The following is a 16,403-nucleotide window of genomic DNA, read 5'->3' on the forward strand; positions in this document are numbered from 1 at the left end:
AAATATAAAATAGTGTCTGTAGATATTAGCATAAAAACAATTAACCGATTAGCGATTCCAGCTTTAATAGCGGGCGTTGCCGAGCCTATATTATCGCTAACCGATGCTGCAATTGTTGGCAATGTCGACCTCAACGCGACCGAATCTCTAGCTGCCGTTGGTATCGTAACCACGTTTTTATCTATGCTTATCTGGGTCTTTGGGCAAACCCGAAGTGCCATTTCTTCTATTGTCTCACAATATTTAGGCGCCAATAAATTAGACCAAGTAAAAAATTTACCAGCACAAGCCATCGTTATTATTACCTCTTTAAGCGTGTTAATTATTTTAGCAACTTTTCCTTTTGCTCGGTCTATTTTTAAACTCTATAATGCGACAGACTTAATTTTAGATTATACCGAAGTCTATTATAAAATCAGGGTCTTTGGTTTCCCGTTTACACTGTTTACTATTGCTGTTTTTGGTGCTTTTAGAGGTTTACAAAACACCTATTACCCCATGATTATAGCCATTATTGGGGCGACAACAAATATTATTTTAGACTTCGCTTTGGTGTACGGTATTCCGGGTTGCATACCGGCAATGCATATTGAGGGCGCAGCTTATGCCAGCGTCATTGCACAGGGAATAATGGCTGCTTTATCGGCTGTATTGTTACTAAAAAAAACACCTATTCCCTTACGATTTACCTTGCCTTTTAATCACGAAATCGGTAAATTTTTAACGATGATTGGTAATTTAGTCATTAGAACAATTGCGTTAAACGTTACCCTGTATTTCGCGACGACTTTTGCTACTGGCTATGGCCCCGAATATATTGCAGCTTACACTATCGCCATAAACTTATGGTTTTTTGGGGCTTTTGTTATCGATGGTTATGCCAGTGCCGGAAATATATTATCGGGTAAACTCTATGGCGCTAATGCCTTTAATAAATTAATTTCATTAAGTAATACACTTATAAAATACGGTATTGTTTTAGGAGTTATTTTAGCCATTTTAGGAACTCTTTTTTATTATAGAATTGGTGATATTTTTACCGATTCCCCCGAAGTTTTAACTCAGTTTTATTCTGTTTTCTGGATTGTTTTAGCAATGCAACCGCTATGCGCTTTGGCCTTCATTTTCGACGGTATGTTTAAAGGCCTCGGAAAAATGAAATCACTTAGAAATTTATTATTAATGTCTACAAGCCTTATTTTTATTCCAATTTTATTACTTTTAGACCATTATAATCTCAAACTTCAAGGTATTTTTATCGCCTTAACCTTTTGGATTATTGCACGCGGCGTTCCCTTAATTGTTCTCTTTAGAAAAGAATTTTTAAACCGCTAACCAAAACTCAATATTAACACCATAAAATAAACGCAATGGATTTTTTTAAATTTTTAGGAGGTAACGGTATTTTTCTACTCTTAGGCTTAGCATTAATTATTATTTACATCGTAAACAGAAATCGTAACAAGCGCTAAAACGCGACTACAACACCAAACCCACTTAATAGCATTTATAGGCTAATCGCTTTTGTAAAATTGGTATATTTGCAACGAAAAATAAGGACTTCATGAGTAATATTCGAATTACAAAGCTATTCTCTTTCGAAACCGGTCACGCCCTTTACGGTTACGACGGAAAATGCAAAAACGTACACGGCCACAGTTATAAGCTATCGGTAACCGTTATCGGTAAACCTATTAAAGACAACAGCAATGTAAAGTTTGGAATGGTTATAGATTTTGGCGATTTAAAAAAAATAGTAAAAGAAGAAATCGTAGATGTTTTCGACCACGCCACCGTTTTTAATAAAAACACGCCACACGTCGAGCTCGCCAGAGAGTTACAAAAAAGAGACCACAACGTTTTATTGGTAGATTACCAACCAACAAGCGAAATGATGGTGATTGACTTTGCCCAAAAAATAAAACAACGCTTACCAGAAAACATACAATTGTACGCGTTAAAATTACAAGAAACCGATTCGTCTTATGCCGAATGGTACGCCGCAGATAATTAATAATTTGGGCGTTACCCTGCAGGTCAGGCTTTCAGCAGTCGCTTCCCGATACCCATCGGGAGAGCTCCAACAAAGCTTCAATCCTTAACGCAAACCCATTACTCCATTTAAATATGCACATTCCCGAAGGAAAAAAAATATACTTCGCTTCCGATAATCATTTGGGAGCTCCAACCAAAGAAGCCTCTTTTGTGCGAGAAAAGAAGTTTGTGGCGTGGTTAGACGAAATTAAAGAAGATGCAGCCGCTATTTTTTTATTGGGTGATTTATTCGATTTCTGGGCCGAATACAAAACGGTAATCCCGAAAGGATTTACGCGAACATTGGGCAAACTTGCCGAAATTACCGATTCTGGAATTCCTGTCTATTTCTTTGTAGGAAATCACGATCTTTGGATGAACGGCTATTTCGAAGACGAATTAAACATTCCGGTTTACCACAAACCTAAAGAATTTGTATTTAACGACAAAACGTTTTTTATTGGCCACGGCGACGGGTTAGGACCTGGCGACAAAGGCTACAAACGAATGAAAAAGGTGTTTTCAAACCCTGTTTCAAAATGGTTGTTTCGCTGGTTACATCCAGATATTGGTGTGCGCGTTGCACAATATCTATCGGTAAAAAACAAACTGATCTCAGGAGATGACGATGCTATTTTTCTAGGAGAAGATAACGAATGGCTCGCGCAATATTGTAAGCGCAAATTAGAAACAAAACACAGGGATTATTTTGTGTTTGGCCATCGCCATTTACCTTTAGAAATAAACCTCAACGATAATTCTAAGTACGTTAATTTAGGCGATTGGATTATTTATTACACGTACGCCGTTTTTGACGGTAAAACATTGGAACTAAAAACGTATTAGCACCTCACAATGCTTAAGAGGTCGCTCTGTCTTTTCCGAATTAAAAACCAAGCTCTTATTCTTCTTTTTCAACCTCACGTTGCCATGGGAATCGACCTTCTAATTCCACTTGTAACGACAGACTTAAAACGGTTCTAATAAGTACAATTACACATAAAATTAAGACCGATCTTAAGGTGGGTTCCGTAACTATAGTCGCCATGATATCGGCAGCAATTAAAATTTCTAATCCTAATAAAATCGATTTACCTAGAGCTTGCCTCAAATCGATATATGTAAATATTTTTGGCTGTTTTAAATAGTACAAATACTTCAAAAGCGAATACACAATACCAATTAAAATAGTAAGTACTCCAATCATTTCAACAGCATTCGCGATATAATCAACATAAATTTTTAAGTACTCCATACCTGTTTATAATTTTAAAAGCGAAAGAGTGAGATTGTGTTTTTCAGTTTAAAACCCAAAAAATTAAACATATTATCCTTTAATATCTTGTAATTTCAGTTGTAGCGATATGTTTCCTTGCCAATGGTTTTCATCTATAGAATACGCGGCTTTAAAGGTTGTATTATTTTTAATCACGTCCAGTTTATCACCGAGACCAAAACCGATACAAACCAATTGCTGACTTTCATCTTGTTTAACCGTAAGGCGTAAATGCGATTTATCTTCTCCCACACATTTCCCGTAGCCCGTGTCTTTTAAATAATCAGACATAAAAACAGGAGCCATATTACTCGGTCCAAAAGGGGCAAACTGACTTAGTATACGGTAAAATTTAGGCGTGATATCGTTTAAATTAATTTCGGTATCTACAATAATTTCTGGTGTTAGTAACCGCTTATCTATAGTGGCTAAAACAACTTCCTCGAATTTTCGTTTAAACCCATCGTAATTTTTCTCCTCTAAAGTTAATCCCGCAGCATATTTATGCCCTCCAAACTGCTCGATAAATTCTGAGCATGCCTCGAGCGCATTATACACATCAAATCCTTTTACAGACCGTGCTGAAGCAGCTAATTTGTTTCCGCTTTTGGTAAACACCAACGTTGGGCGGTAATAGGTTTCTATTAATCGAGACGCGACAATACCAATAACGCCTTTGTGCCAACTTTCGCTGTAAACTACCGTCGTTATTCGATCTTGATCTTTTAAATCTTCAATTTGCTGTAACGCTTCTTGCGTTATCTGTTTATCGGTTTCTCGTCTGTCTAAGTTAAACGCTTCAATTTCTGCGGCATATTGCTCCGCTATAGCCACATCGCTTTCAGTTAATAAATTAACCGCATATTGCCCGTGTTTCATTCTTCCCGCAGCATTTATACGCGGTGCGATAATAAAAACAACATCGGTAATAGTTAATGTATCCTTCTTAATCTGATTTATTATGGCTTTAAACCCCGCTCTGGGTGCACTATTTATAACTTGCAATCCAAAATAAGCGAGAATCCGATTTTCGCCAATTATAGGAACAATATCCGCTCCAATAGCCGTCGCTACCAAATCTAAATACGGGATTAAATCGTCAATGGTTTGTCCTTTTTTTGAAGCCAACGCTTGTATTAATTTAAAACCAACGCCACACCCACAAAGCTCATCGAAAGGGTAATTACAATCGTCTTGCTTGGGGTCTAGAATAGCAACAGCATCGGGAATTTGAGCGCCTGGTCTGTGGTGATCGCAGATAATAAAATCAATGTTCTTTTCTTTAGCATACGCGACTTTATCGATGGCTTTTATACCACAATCGAGTGCAATAATTAGAGAGAAATCGTTATCGTTTGCAAAATCTATTCCTTTAAAAGACACGCCATAACCTTCGTCGTAACGGTCCGGAATATACGTCGCAACATTTGGGTAATCGGTAAGCAAATAAGAGGACATTAACGATACGGCGGTCGTACCGTCCACGTCATAATCGCCATAGACCAAAATATTTTCGTTATTTACAATCGCGTGCTCTATGCGCTGCACCGCCTTCTCCATATCTTTCATTAAATATGGATCGTGCAAATCGCTTAAAATTGGTCTGAAAAAGTATTTAGCTTGCTCGAATGTTTCAATTCCACGTTGCACCAAAAGTGAAGCGATAGCAGGCTCTACCTGCAAAGCATTTTGCAAAGTAGCTACGGTTTCACTGTTTGGGATAGGCTTTAATGTCCAACGCATTACACAATATAAGTTTTAATAATTTAAAAAAATGAAAAGAAGATTTTAACAGACTCTCTTCTTAAGAATTAACAGCGTGTAAGTGGATGTTTGTTTTTACGGTTGCAAACTTTCGAAACATCTCCATTACACCGCAATATTTATCTACAGACAAACTTACAGCTTTATTAATTTTTGACTCACTTAGATTAGCGCCATAAAAATGGTAATCGACCGTTACCTTATGGTAATACTTCGGGTGCTCGCTGGTTAACTCGCCTTCTACCTCCATTTTAAACGTATAGTCGTCAACCTTCATTTTTTCTAAAACAGAAACAACGTCCAAACCAGAGCAACCAGCTAGAGACGATAACATCATCGCTTTTGGAGACAGGCCAAAACGCTCTGTGCTGCCTTCAACATCTGTGTCCATTACGACTGTTTTACCGCTTGGGTTATCCGATTCAAACTGCATTCCACCAATCCAATTCGTTGTAATTTTATTTGTCATTTTTCTTGAGTTTTTTATTTTTTATTATTGTAAAAATACCATTTAAAATTGTAAAAAAAGAGTCGTCTCAAGGCTTTAATGGTTACTTTACATTAAAAAAGGGGTATTTTTCTTGTTTTTAGAGCGCTTTGTAAATTGAACAAAATTAAACCGGAATGTTAAGACCATTTGCCGTCAGTTTTTTAACATATATTTTAAATCGATGCTATAAGACGGATACGTAAAAATTAGTCTTTTGAATTCTGAAACTGTCATTTCTTGAGCCATTGCCATTACAAAAATATTTATGGTTTCATTAGCTTCAGCACTTAGCAAATGGGCACCCACAATAGTTTCGGTTCTTTTGTTTACCAAAATTTTATACGCGTATACCGCCGCGTTTTCCTTTTTCGCATTATAACCGTGCGATAAATTACCTTTATACACAATAATATCTTTGTAGCGTTTTTTGGCGTCATCTTCCGATAAACCTACCGACGCTATATTAGGTTGTGTAAAAACCGTTGAAGGCACAATAGGAAATTGAAATGCTTTGACATTGCCATAGGTAATATTCTTTCCTACAATACTGCCTTGCAAACCGGATAATGGTGTTAATGGCAATGAAGCATTAGACACATCGCCGCACGCATAAACACGCGCATTGGTTTTACTTTGAAGATGTGCATTCACTATAATTCCGGAGTCGTCATAATCTATATTAGCATTCTCAAGATTTAGCATTCCTATTGAAGGCACGCGACCAGCTGTATTAAATACGTTTCGACTTTTATGAGTGTGTTTTTTCCCACTTAACGTGTAATGGAGTCTTAGATTTTTATTCAATTTCTCTATGGCCGTTACCTCAGCATTGAATACGAATGTAACACCCAGCTCTTCCATTTTAAGCTGTAATTTTGCGACTAAAAAAGGATCGAAATGGCTTAATGCGCTACTATTATAGTCAAAAACAGTGATTTTACACCCCAAAATAGATAGCATAGTTGCAAATTCCATCCCAATATATCCCGACCCTATAAAACTTGCGGATTTTGGAATAGCTTCCAAATCTAAAATAGCATCGCTAGTTTCCAAATACTCATTACCCGGTATTGGCAATTCGCGGGGAATGTTTCCGGTAGCGATTACAAAATAATCGGCCGTGATGCTTTTACCTTCCACTAAGATTTCGTTTTCATTAACAAACTCTGGAGATTGATGGTATAAATCGATGTTTAAATCCTTCAAATTTGTTTCTGTGTTTTTAGGAATAGCATCTACGAATTGAGATTTAAAATTTTGAACAGCCTTCCAGTCTATTTCTGGCAATTTGGAAACCCCTAAACCTTTTAATCGCTGCGTTTGTTCTAGCAAATCTGAAAACTGAATTAATACTTTTTTTGGATCGCAACCACGATTTGCGCACGTACCACCAAACTCTCTATTATCGGAGATGGCGACAGACAAGCCTTTTTCGGCACAGGCTATTGCTGCAGTTTGCCCGGCAATTCCAGAGCCAATTACAAATACATTATAGTGTTTAGATTTCATCGTTTTCGGTTTAAAACCTTAAGTTAATAAACTAAAAACAGCTTTCTATTAATGAAACATTAAAGTTTAATCTGAAAGCACATATAACCGTTATTGTCTGATAAATGACACAAGACCGCCTAACTTCTAGAAGTAAGAAGCAAAACTTAATACTAACGAACTAACGCCCCGATAGATTTGAAAACAAGAAAAACCGTGACCTAGATAAAATTCTTTACTGGAAAGCCAGTGAACACTTTTATGTTGAAAAGATGCATAACATTAGTAAAAAACATTACTAAGTTATAAACATAAATACAATTATTTACCGATAATTTCTGCCACTCTTTCTTTTAAAACAGGTAACACATCGGTTGTAAACCACGGGTTTTTAGATAGCCAAAACCGGTTTCTTGGCGACGGATGCGGTAATGGTAAATAATGTGGCAGATAGTCGTTGAAATTAGCGACCGTTTCTGTGAGTGTTCTTTTAGCGTCTTTTTTTAAGTAATACTTTTGAGCATACAACCCTATTAGTAACACCAACTTTACATTGGGCATCCGCTCTAACAAAGTATCGTGCCATTGTGGTGCACATTCGGGACGAGGCGGCAAATCTCCAGACTTTCCTTTTCCCGGATAACAAAACCCCATAGGAACGATGGCAAAATTTTTGGTGTCGTAAAACGCTTCCTTAGTAACGTCCAACCATTTTCGCAATTGGTTTCCGCTAGGATCGCCCCAAGGAACTCCAGATCTGTGCACACGTATTCCCGGTGCTTGCCCAATAATAATAATTTTAGACGCTTTATGAGCCGTCACCACTGGACGCGGCCCAAGTGGCAAATGCGCTGAGCAAATGGTGCAATCTTTAATATGATGATGGAGCGTCTTCATTTATAGACTTATTTACTTTTTCCGCCCACTACAATTACAATTTCACCCTTTGGTGGCTTGTTCGTGTAATGTTCTAAAACCTCTTTTACTGTTCCGCGAATGGTTTCTTCATACATTTTTGTAAGTTCTCGAGACACTGAAACCGGTCTGTCTTCACCAAAATACTCACAAAAATGGCCTAAGGTTTTAATAAGTTTATGTGGTGATTCGTAAAATATAATGGTTCGCGTTTCTTCGGCTAAAGTTAGCAATCTAGTTTGGCGTCCTTTTTTAACTGGCAAAAAACCTTCGAAAACAAACTTATCATTTGGCAATCCGCTATTTACTAAAGCAGGAACAAAAGCGGTGGCACCTGGAAGACAATCGACTTCAATACCATTTTCTACACACGCTCTAGTAAGTAGAAAACCAGGGTCTGAAATAGCAGGAGTGCCTGCATCGCTAATTAACGCTATCGTTTCACCTCCTTTAATACGTTCTACAATACGCTCTGTCGTTTTATGCTCGTTATGCATATGGTGACTTTGCATGTGTGTTGTAATCTGGAAATGCTTTAATAGTTTTCCGGAGGTACGCGTATCTTCAGCCAAAATACAATCGGCAGCTTTTAAAACAGTTAATGCTCTCAGGGTAATGTCTTCTAAATTTCCAATGGGTGTAGGAACGATATATAATTTACTCATATAAAAAGGCTATATTGAACATCAAATTTACAATCTTTTAATTGAGTTTGACGCACCCTTTTAGATTTTAAGTATCTTTAAAGAACCAGCCTAACCACACACTTTATGTTTAAATTTACTTTTTGTTTTGTTTTCTTGTCGTTATTCGTCGTACAAACCAATGCCCAATCTGCCGACTTATCTATCGTTATCGCAGCACAAAACACTTCTGGAACACCTATTTCTCAAGCCTCTATTTATCAAGATTTTCAATATATAATTACCATTATAAATTCTGGTGCTGCTGTTAACAATGCCTCATTTTCGCAAACATTAAATGGAAATTTAACGTATATAAATGCCGAAAGTTTTAATAATAACGGGGGAGCATCGCTAGTAAGTAATTTAAATTATTTCTTTGGAACACTTACAGGTACAATCGCCTCTTTGCCTTCAAATTCTAGTGTTCAGATTAGAGTTTCGGTAAAAGCACCAACATCTCCCGGAGGGATAGCCTCGAATGCCGTTGTTTCTCCTCCCGATGGTACAACAGATAGTAACACCTCAAATAACACTTCTATAATTTCTATAGACATCACCGATTTACCTATAGACTTTTCAGTTACACAATCTCAAATAGCGCCACCTGAAAACACCGGAATTTCAGCTTGGAATGACACCGTTACCTACACCTTTACAATTACCAATAATAGTAGTATTGCTTTTCCGTTAGAAAGTTTTTCTAGCGCACTGCAATTAGCCTCGCCATTATCTTACGGCTTTCCAAACGTACAACTCCAATCGCTGATTTGTATTGATGCTACCAACGGAACACTTTGCCCAATTATTCCAAGTTTAGACCCATCAATAATTAATTTAATGGGGAGTCATACTTTTATAAATATGACTACACCGATAGAGTTTACCGTAGGCGGATCGTTAACTTTTGAGGTGATTTACAAATTTTTAGATCCTAATTGCGGTATGAATATGCAACCCTTAGCGGTAGAAAGCACTTCGACCATAGCTATAAATCATGCCAACGAATCTCCAAATACGTCCAATAGTGTTTTAACGCCATTATTAGAATCTACTTTATGTCCTGTTGCCGATGTTTGCATAGAAACCATCCAATTAAATCCAGCCCCAAACTCATCACTAGAATGGGGGGAGCTAATCACTTTAGAAACTACACTGTGTAATAACGGGCCTTTAGAAGCTCCTGTAAAAGCATTTCTTCAGAATATATCGTCAAACATTAATTGGTCTATTACTTCTGTCACCTGCGATAGCACCACAGGATCAGTTTTATGTTCCGATTTCACGATTAACCTTTCAAGCCAGCTTTGGGAAACTAGTGTTTTTAATTTGCCCGCAAATAGTACAGTAACCTTTACTACTATTGTGAGTTTCTTAGAGCCTAATTCGTGTGTTGTATCACCGCCAAATAATTCTGAAGGCCATATTAGAAGTGCTATAAATATAGTGTCGAATGAAATAACTGACAGTAACTTAGATAATAATTATGAAAGTGACTACGTCATTCTTCCCGGAATTGATGCTTGCGAGCCAGAAGATTTTATTGATTTAGCCATTACGAAAACACAAATAAGCCCAGCATTACCTCAAGGAGAAGATGCGCTAAACACCACAGGGTGGGGGCCTGTAACGTATACCATTACAGCCTTTAACACCAGTGCTGAAGATACTCCTGTAACTATAAGAGATTTTATGCCGCAAGGCGCAAACGCTTTAGCTTCAGCATCGTTACTTTCTGTAGACTGTATTGCAACCACTGGAAACGCCTCATGTATTACAGTTACTAATGCGAATATTAATGTACTTTTAGATGGCGAACCAGAAGAGGGAATTGAAGATGTGTTTTGGTCTATTGGTGCAGAAGACAATTATATATTACCAGCTCAAAGCTCGGTTACTTTTAGCGTGGTCGTTCACTGGGAACCTGAATGCTCAAATAACGCCATTGCTGTTACAAATGCCGCTTCTATTGCTAATGTAAATGCCGAACCCGACAATAATATGTCTAATAACCTCGCCATTGCAACCACCTATTTCGCGCCGTGTGTGGATTTAATAGTTCAAACTTATCCGCAATTTACTACCGTTGGTGTAAACCAAAACTTTAATTGGATTGTAGATATTACTACTAGCAGCACAAGTTCTAATGCTATCAATATTGATTTTACAAGTGTACTGGGTTCAGAATTCACAATAGCCGGCACACCAACGTGTACCGTTACAAACGGGAATGCTACTTGTACCCAAAATATGACTGTAAATGGCACGACGGTTAGCGGCCTCATAACAAGTATGGATACGGGGTCGACCATACAACTTATAATACCAACCCAAGCCCCTAATTTTGGAGGTGCCTTTACAAACATCGCAGAAGCCATCCCAAACCCTAGTGATAATGAAGAGTTGACACCAGAAACAAACATTTCTATTAGCAATATTCAAGTTATTGCACCAACAGTAACAAAAGTTTTTATACCAGATAGTATTATTGTTGGCGAACAAAGTGTTTTAGAATTTACTGTCACTAATATTTCTGGTAACCCTGCTCAAAGTGCTATTTCATTCACAGATAATCTACCAAATGGCATTGTAATTAACGGCACTGCAAATTGGATTGAAGATAATGGTTGTACGGCAACATTTTCTGTAAACCCAGAAGAAACAGCCTTTAGCGTAACAAACTTAACGTTTCCGGAAGGGGTATCGCATTGTACGTTTGCTATTCCGGTGACCTCACAGACGCCTGGTCTTTATTTAAATAATACTGCTAATTTCTCTAATCAAAACAACATTGATTCCTCGCAAGCTAGTGCAACTTTAACTGTTATTGAAGACCCTACAGATGTCGATATTGAGATCTCAAAATCGGTAACCCCAGCTGAAGCTTCTATTGGCGACACCGTAGAATTTACAATTACAGTGACTAATATAGGCACTACAGCAGCACATTCTATTTCCGTACTAGAAGAACTCCCTGAAGGCTATAGTTATAATTCGCATACGACAACTAATGGTACTTATAGTATAGAAAACTCCCTTTGGCTTATAGAGACTTTAAATGCCAATAGCACAGAAACATTAACAGTATATGCCACGGTAGTATCTTCTATGAACCTTTTAAATACAGCTATTTTAATAGATCTTAATGAAACAGATAATGATAGTGCCAATAATGAAGATTCGACAGCTGTTTTGGTAGATGATTGTTTAAGTATTTCGCAAGGGTTTTCTCCTAATGCTGACCAGCGAAACGATACCTTTACAATAAAGTGTATTGAAGATTACACCAACAATACACTTAAAATATATAACAGATATGGAACACTTGTTTATGAGGCGGTCAATTATAAAAATCAATGGAATGGTATTCCTAATAAAGGATTCCCAAAATCAAATAGTCTTTTACCTGTGGGCACCTATTATTACGTACTTCACATTAAATCTTTACAAAAGCCTTTAATTGGTTGGGTCTATCTTAATTACTAATTTTTAAACTGGAATTAACTTAATTAAATTTCGCTTCAACAATTTCCATAAAGCGCGTTTCGTACTCTTCTTTTCCTGTCCAATGATTATAATCTGGTTTAACCACGTCAATAATAAATGCTGAGGCTTCAGAGTAAGATCCAACGGTGTTTAATTGAGAAATGACGCGAAGATAATCGTCACTTTCACCCTCAAATAAGTGTTTGATAAAAGCGAGTTTATCATTCAATCCTATAGAAAAGGCCTTGTCTTTTAATTTATCATTTAGCGATTTTTTTTCATCACTAAGAGATGTTCCCGTTACTTTATCGAAAATAGGCATGGTATTAAAGTCGGCCGTAATATCATCAAAATCGGTTTCATGCTGTTTCATTTGCTTGTTTACGGAGTCCACAAGATCATCAACTTCTTGAGATTCTTCCGGCATTTGGGCTACCATATCTTTAATTTTCTCCATTACAGGCTCCATAATCCCATCATCTTCATTCTCATCTAAGTTAATATAGGTTCGGTTTTCAACTTCAATATTATCACTTACCTTATTATTAAACGCCACATCTAACATATCAAAAAACGACGAATCGTTACCAATGGTTGGCAGCGTGTCTTCAAAATTATGTTGTGCAAATTTTAAAACCGTTAGTTTTTCGTATAATTCTGCGACTTCTTTATGTAATCTATCTATGTCTTCTTTTCCTTTTAACTTTAGAATCCTGTGCGCAATGCTTATTAATTCTGATTCCAACTTCTTCTTCATAATTAAAAATTTTATAATTTTTGAATTTAATACAATTTAGGCTTTTGATTTTTAATAAATTTGAGCCACCTTTATAGAGAACGAAAATTCATTTCGTTCTTGAGTTAAAATTACAAAATGTTTCTCGAAAATACAGTAAATCAAAAAGAACAATTTGGTTGGATAGAAGTTATTTGTGGATCTATGTTTTCTGGTAAAACCGAAGAACTTATCCGCAGACTAAAACGCGCCCAATTTGCAAAACAACGTGTGGAAATTTTTAAACCTACCGTCGATGTTCGCTACGATGAAGATCTGGTCGTATCGCACGACGCTAACCAAATACGGTCTACACCTGTTCCTGCGGCCGCAAACATTCCTATTCTAGCCGATGGCTGTGATGTGGTTGGTATTGACGAGGCTCAGTTTTTTGATGACGAAATTGTACGTGTCTGTAACGATCTAGCCAATAAAGGCATTCGTGTTATTGTGGCTGGTTTAGATATGGATTTTAAAGGCAACCCCTTTGGGCCAATGCCTAACTTAATGGCGACTGCCGAATACGTTACTAAAGTGCATGCTGTTTGTACAAAAACAGGGAATTTAGCACAATTTAGCCATCGTAAAGCAAGCAGTGAAGCCTTAGTTTTAATAGGAGAAACCGAAGAGTATGAGCCTTTAAGTCGTGCCGCTTACTATAAAGCTATGGAACGTGAGAAATTAAAGGCCTTAAAAGTAACTGCTGTCGAAGAAATAAAACAAAACAAACTTGATGTCTAAAGCACAAGGAACCGTTTTAGAAATAGATTTAAAAGCTTTAAAACATAATGTTGCGTTTTTGAAATCGCGCTTACAACCCAATACTAAATTTCTTGCGGTAGTAAAAGCATTTGCTTATGGAAGCGATAGTGTTGAAATAGCTAAGTATCTTGAAGAATTACACGTTGACTACTTTGCTGTTGCTTATGTTAGCGAAGGTGTTGTATTGCGTGAAGCGGGTATAACTACCCCTATTTTGGTGTTGCACCCATTGCCAGAATCTTTCGAAACGATTATAGAACATTGCCTAGAACCGAGCCTGTATTCCACGCGTGTTTTACAAGCGTTTATAGCTGTTGCTGAAGACAAAAAACAATCTAATTATCCCATACATTTAAAGTTTAATACGGGATTAAATAGGCTGGGTTTTGCTGAAGCTGATATACCCAATGTACTTTCAATAATACAAGACAAAAGAGCCATTAACGTCACTTCCTTATTTTCTCATTTGGCAGCCAGTGAAGACTTAAAGGAAAGCGCATTCACATTACAACAAATTGAGCAGTTTATAAGCATCGCATCTACAATGGTTAACGGCTTAGGCTATACACCGTTGTTGCACCAGTGTAATACTTCGGGAATCTTAAATTACCCAAATGCCCATTTTGATATGGTAAGAAGTGGTATAGGCTTGTATGGTTATGGTAACGACCCAAAATTCAATAGTTATTTAAAGCCCATTGCGACATTAAAAACGATCATTTCGCAAATACACACCTTAAAAAGTGGCGATAGTTTAGGTTATAACCGGGCATTAAAAGCCACCGAAACGTTGCGAACGGCAACTTTACCTATTGGTCATGCCGATGGCATTGCGAGAGCTTATGGCAATAGAAAAGGCTACGTTATTATAAATAACCAAAAGGCACCTATTTTAGGCAATGTGTGTATGGATATGATAATGGTAGATGTTACTACTATTAAATGTAACGAAGGCGACGAAGTTATCGTTTTTGGAGCCCAACATACGGCCGAACAATTTTCGGAAACCATCTCATCTATTTCTTACGAAATATTAACAGCCATCTCTCAACGTGTAAAACGCGTGTTTTATAGATAAATTCAGTTTATAGGTTAATCTTTTCGTTTTTTCATCAAAAAATTAACTACTTTGTTAGTTGTTTATTCAATAACTAACTTAAAACACCACTTATGTTTAAAGAATTTAAGAAATTTATAATGACTGGAAATGTCATTGATTTGGCGGTTGCCGTTTTATTAGCTGGCGCAATGGGGCTCGTTGTGAAAGGTTTTGTTTCTGATATTATGATGCCAATAATTGGTCACTTTGCTAGTGGTTTAGATTTTGCAGATATGAAAATCGTTCTCGACCAAGCCATATTTGCTGCCGATGGAACGGTTATAAAAGCAGAAAATGCTATTATGTACGGACAATGGATTAACACCATTATTAATTTAATCATTGTTGGTTTTGTATTGTTCCTTATAGTAAAAGCTTACAATAAAACAAAAACACCACCAGCGCCTGCAGCGCCTAAAGGCCCTACAGAATTAGACATTTTGAAAGAAATTAGAGATGCTTTAAAAAAGTAATTTAAAAAGAGTTATTACCCTAAGCCGCTTTATTTGTTAGAGCGGCTTTCCTTTTATGAAAAAATTAGAACTTTTATAAATAACAAGAGTTGTAAATAGCATAAGTTTGTAAGATTAAATGTTATAAAAAAATGAAATTAGCAGTTGTTGGAGTAACCGGAATGGTTGGAGAAGTTATGCGTAAAGTTCTAGACGAGCGCCAATTTAAAATCACAGAATTTATTCCTGTGGCCTCACAAAAGTCCGTTGGAAAAACAGTCGATTTTAAAGGTAGAACATACACTATTGTTAGTTTGGCAGATGCGGTGGCTATGCAACCAGATATTGCTTTATTTTCGGCAGGCGGAGACACCTCTTTAGAATGGGCTCCAAAATTTGCCGACGTCGGCACAACGGTAATCGATAATTCTTCAGCTTGGAGAATGGACGCTTCAAAAAAATTAATTGTTCCCGAAATTAATGCCACAACCTTAACGAAAACCGATAAAATTATAGCGAATCCTAATTGCTCAACTATTCAAATGGTGATGGCATTGGCGCCGCTTCATAAAAAATATAAAATTAAACGCATTGTAGTATCGACGTACCAATCTATTTCTGGAACAGGTGTTAAGGCGGTTAAACAATTAGAAAACGAATTGGCAGGTATTAAAGGAGAAATGGCGTATCCTTATCCAATACACAAAAATGCTATTCCACATTGCGATGATTTTGAAGATAACGGTTACACGAAAGAAGAAATGAAACTGATTCGTGAAACACAAAAAATTCTAGACGATAAAACAATTGCCGTTACCGCAACAGCAGTGCGCATTCCAACTTCTGGAGGACATAGTGAAGCGGTAAATGTTGCGTTCGAAAATGACTTTGATATTTCTGAAGTTAGAAAGTTATTACACGCCACTCCCGGGATTATTGTACAAGATAATCCCGATGTAAATGTGTATCCAATGCCTATTTACGCGAATGGTAAAAACGATGTGTTTGTGGGTAGAATAAGACGCGACGGTTCGCAACCTAACACATTAAACCTTTGGGTGGTAAGTGACAATTTACGCAAAGGTGCGGCAACCAATACGGTGCAAATCGCAGAGTATTTAGTTGAAAATAATCTGGTGTAACTTCAATCTCGGACAGATTGCTGTCTTTTAAAACTAT

The 16,403-nt window shown here is 37.0% G+C and carries 15 protein-coding genes; 8 read left to right on the top strand and 7 right to left on the bottom strand.

Annotated features, from left to right (window positions below; genetic code table 11):
* Positions 1-12: 12 nt before the first annotated feature.
* The 3 genes from ES677_RS04250 to ES677_RS04260 all read left to right on the top strand — a co-directional run bounded on the left by ES677_RS04250 (position 13) and on the right by ES677_RS04260 (position 2,880).
* Positions 13-1,335, top strand: a complete 1,323-nt coding sequence (locus ES677_RS04250; RefSeq protein WP_148369796.1) for an MATE family efflux transporter — start codon at positions 13-15, stop codon at positions 1,333-1,335.
* Between the two features lie 229 nt (positions 1,336-1,564).
* Positions 1,565-2,014, top strand: a complete 450-nt coding sequence (locus ES677_RS04255; RefSeq protein ID WP_148369797.1) for a 6-pyruvoyl trahydropterin synthase family protein — start codon at positions 1,565-1,567, stop codon at positions 2,012-2,014.
* A 113-nt stretch (positions 2,015-2,127) separates the two neighbouring features.
* Positions 2,128-2,880, top strand: coding sequence for a UDP-2,3-diacylglucosamine diphosphatase (locus ES677_RS04260; protein ID WP_148369798.1), 753 nt, complete (start codon positions 2,128-2,130; stop codon positions 2,878-2,880).
* A 55-nt stretch (positions 2,881-2,935) separates the two neighbouring features.
* Here the strand turns inward: ES677_RS04260 and ES677_RS04265 are convergent, their stop codons facing one another.
* The 6 genes from ES677_RS04265 to rsmI form a co-directional block, all read right to left on the bottom strand.
* Positions 2,936-3,289 (bottom strand): DUF1622 domain-containing protein, encoded by a 354-nt coding sequence (locus tag ES677_RS04265; protein ID WP_148369799.1) that lies wholly within the window; start codon positions 3,287-3,289, stop codon positions 2,936-2,938.
* Positions 3,290-3,361: 72 nt separating this feature from the next.
* On the bottom strand, positions 3,362-5,053 hold the full coding sequence (gene recJ / locus ES677_RS04270; protein ID WP_148380520.1) for a single-stranded-DNA-specific exonuclease RecJ: 1,692 nt from the start codon (positions 5,051-5,053) through the stop codon (positions 3,362-3,364).
* Positions 5,054-5,114: 61 nt separating this feature from the next.
* Positions 5,115-5,543, bottom strand: coding sequence for an OsmC family protein (locus ES677_RS04275; RefSeq protein ID WP_148369801.1), 429 nt, complete (start codon positions 5,541-5,543; stop codon positions 5,115-5,117).
* A 174-nt stretch (positions 5,544-5,717) separates the two neighbouring features.
* Positions 5,718-7,073, bottom strand: coding sequence for a dihydrolipoyl dehydrogenase family protein (locus ES677_RS04280; RefSeq protein WP_148380521.1), 1,356 nt, complete (start codon positions 7,071-7,073; stop codon positions 5,718-5,720).
* 300 nt (positions 7,074-7,373) lie between these two features.
* Positions 7,374-7,949 carry a uracil-DNA glycosylase family protein gene (locus tag ES677_RS04285; protein WP_148380522.1) on the bottom strand — a complete coding sequence of 192 codons (576 nt, stop codon included), beginning with the start codon at positions 7,947-7,949 and terminating at the stop codon, positions 7,374-7,376.
* 8 nt (positions 7,950-7,957) lie between these two features.
* Positions 7,958-8,632 carry a 16S rRNA (cytidine(1402)-2'-O)-methyltransferase gene (gene rsmI / locus ES677_RS04290; RefSeq protein WP_148369804.1) on the bottom strand — a complete coding sequence of 225 codons (675 nt, stop codon included), beginning with the start codon at positions 8,630-8,632 and terminating at the stop codon, positions 7,958-7,960.
* A 105-nt stretch (positions 8,633-8,737) separates the two neighbouring features.
* On the opposite strand from rsmI, the gene ES677_RS04295 reads away from it, so the two are divergent.
* The gene (locus ES677_RS04295) at positions 8,738-12,136 is read left to right on the top strand and encodes a DUF7933 domain-containing protein (protein WP_148380523.1); all 3,399 of its coding nucleotides are present in this window, start codon (positions 8,738-8,740) and stop codon (positions 12,134-12,136) included.
* Between the two features lie 19 nt (positions 12,137-12,155).
* Here the strand turns inward: ES677_RS04295 and ES677_RS04300 are convergent, their stop codons facing one another.
* Positions 12,156-12,893, bottom strand: a complete 738-nt coding sequence (locus ES677_RS04300) for a hypothetical protein (RefSeq protein WP_148369806.1) — start codon at positions 12,891-12,893, stop codon at positions 12,156-12,158.
* Between the two features lie 117 nt (positions 12,894-13,010).
* Between ES677_RS04300 and ES677_RS04305 the strand changes: the two genes are divergently transcribed.
* The 4 genes from ES677_RS04305 (at position 13,011) to ES677_RS04320 (ending at position 16,366) form a co-directional block, all read left to right on the top strand.
* The gene (locus tag ES677_RS04305; RefSeq protein ID WP_148369807.1) at positions 13,011-13,652 is read left to right on the top strand and encodes a thymidine kinase; all 642 of its coding nucleotides are present in this window, start codon (positions 13,011-13,013) and stop codon (positions 13,650-13,652) included.
* Entirely contained in the window at positions 13,645-14,751 is a 1,107-nt protein-coding gene (alr, locus tag ES677_RS04310) for an alanine racemase (RefSeq protein ID WP_148369808.1), read from the top strand. The genes ES677_RS04305 and alr overlap by 8 nt, the downstream gene beginning before the upstream one ends.
* 92 nt (positions 14,752-14,843) lie before the next feature.
* The gene (mscL, locus tag ES677_RS04315) at positions 14,844-15,245 is read left to right on the top strand and encodes a large conductance mechanosensitive channel protein MscL (protein ID WP_148369809.1); all 402 of its coding nucleotides are present in this window, start codon (positions 14,844-14,846) and stop codon (positions 15,243-15,245) included.
* 131 nt (positions 15,246-15,376) lie between these two features.
* Positions 15,377-16,366 carry an aspartate-semialdehyde dehydrogenase gene (locus ES677_RS04320; protein ID WP_148369810.1) on the top strand — a complete coding sequence of 330 codons (990 nt, stop codon included), beginning with the start codon at positions 15,377-15,379 and terminating at the stop codon, positions 16,364-16,366.
* Positions 16,367-16,403: the final 37 nt, after the last annotated feature.

Source organism: Bizionia gelidisalsuginis, from assembly GCF_008086185.1.
Lineage (GTDB): Bacteria > Bacteroidota > Bacteroidia > Flavobacteriales > Flavobacteriaceae > Bizionia > Bizionia saleffrena.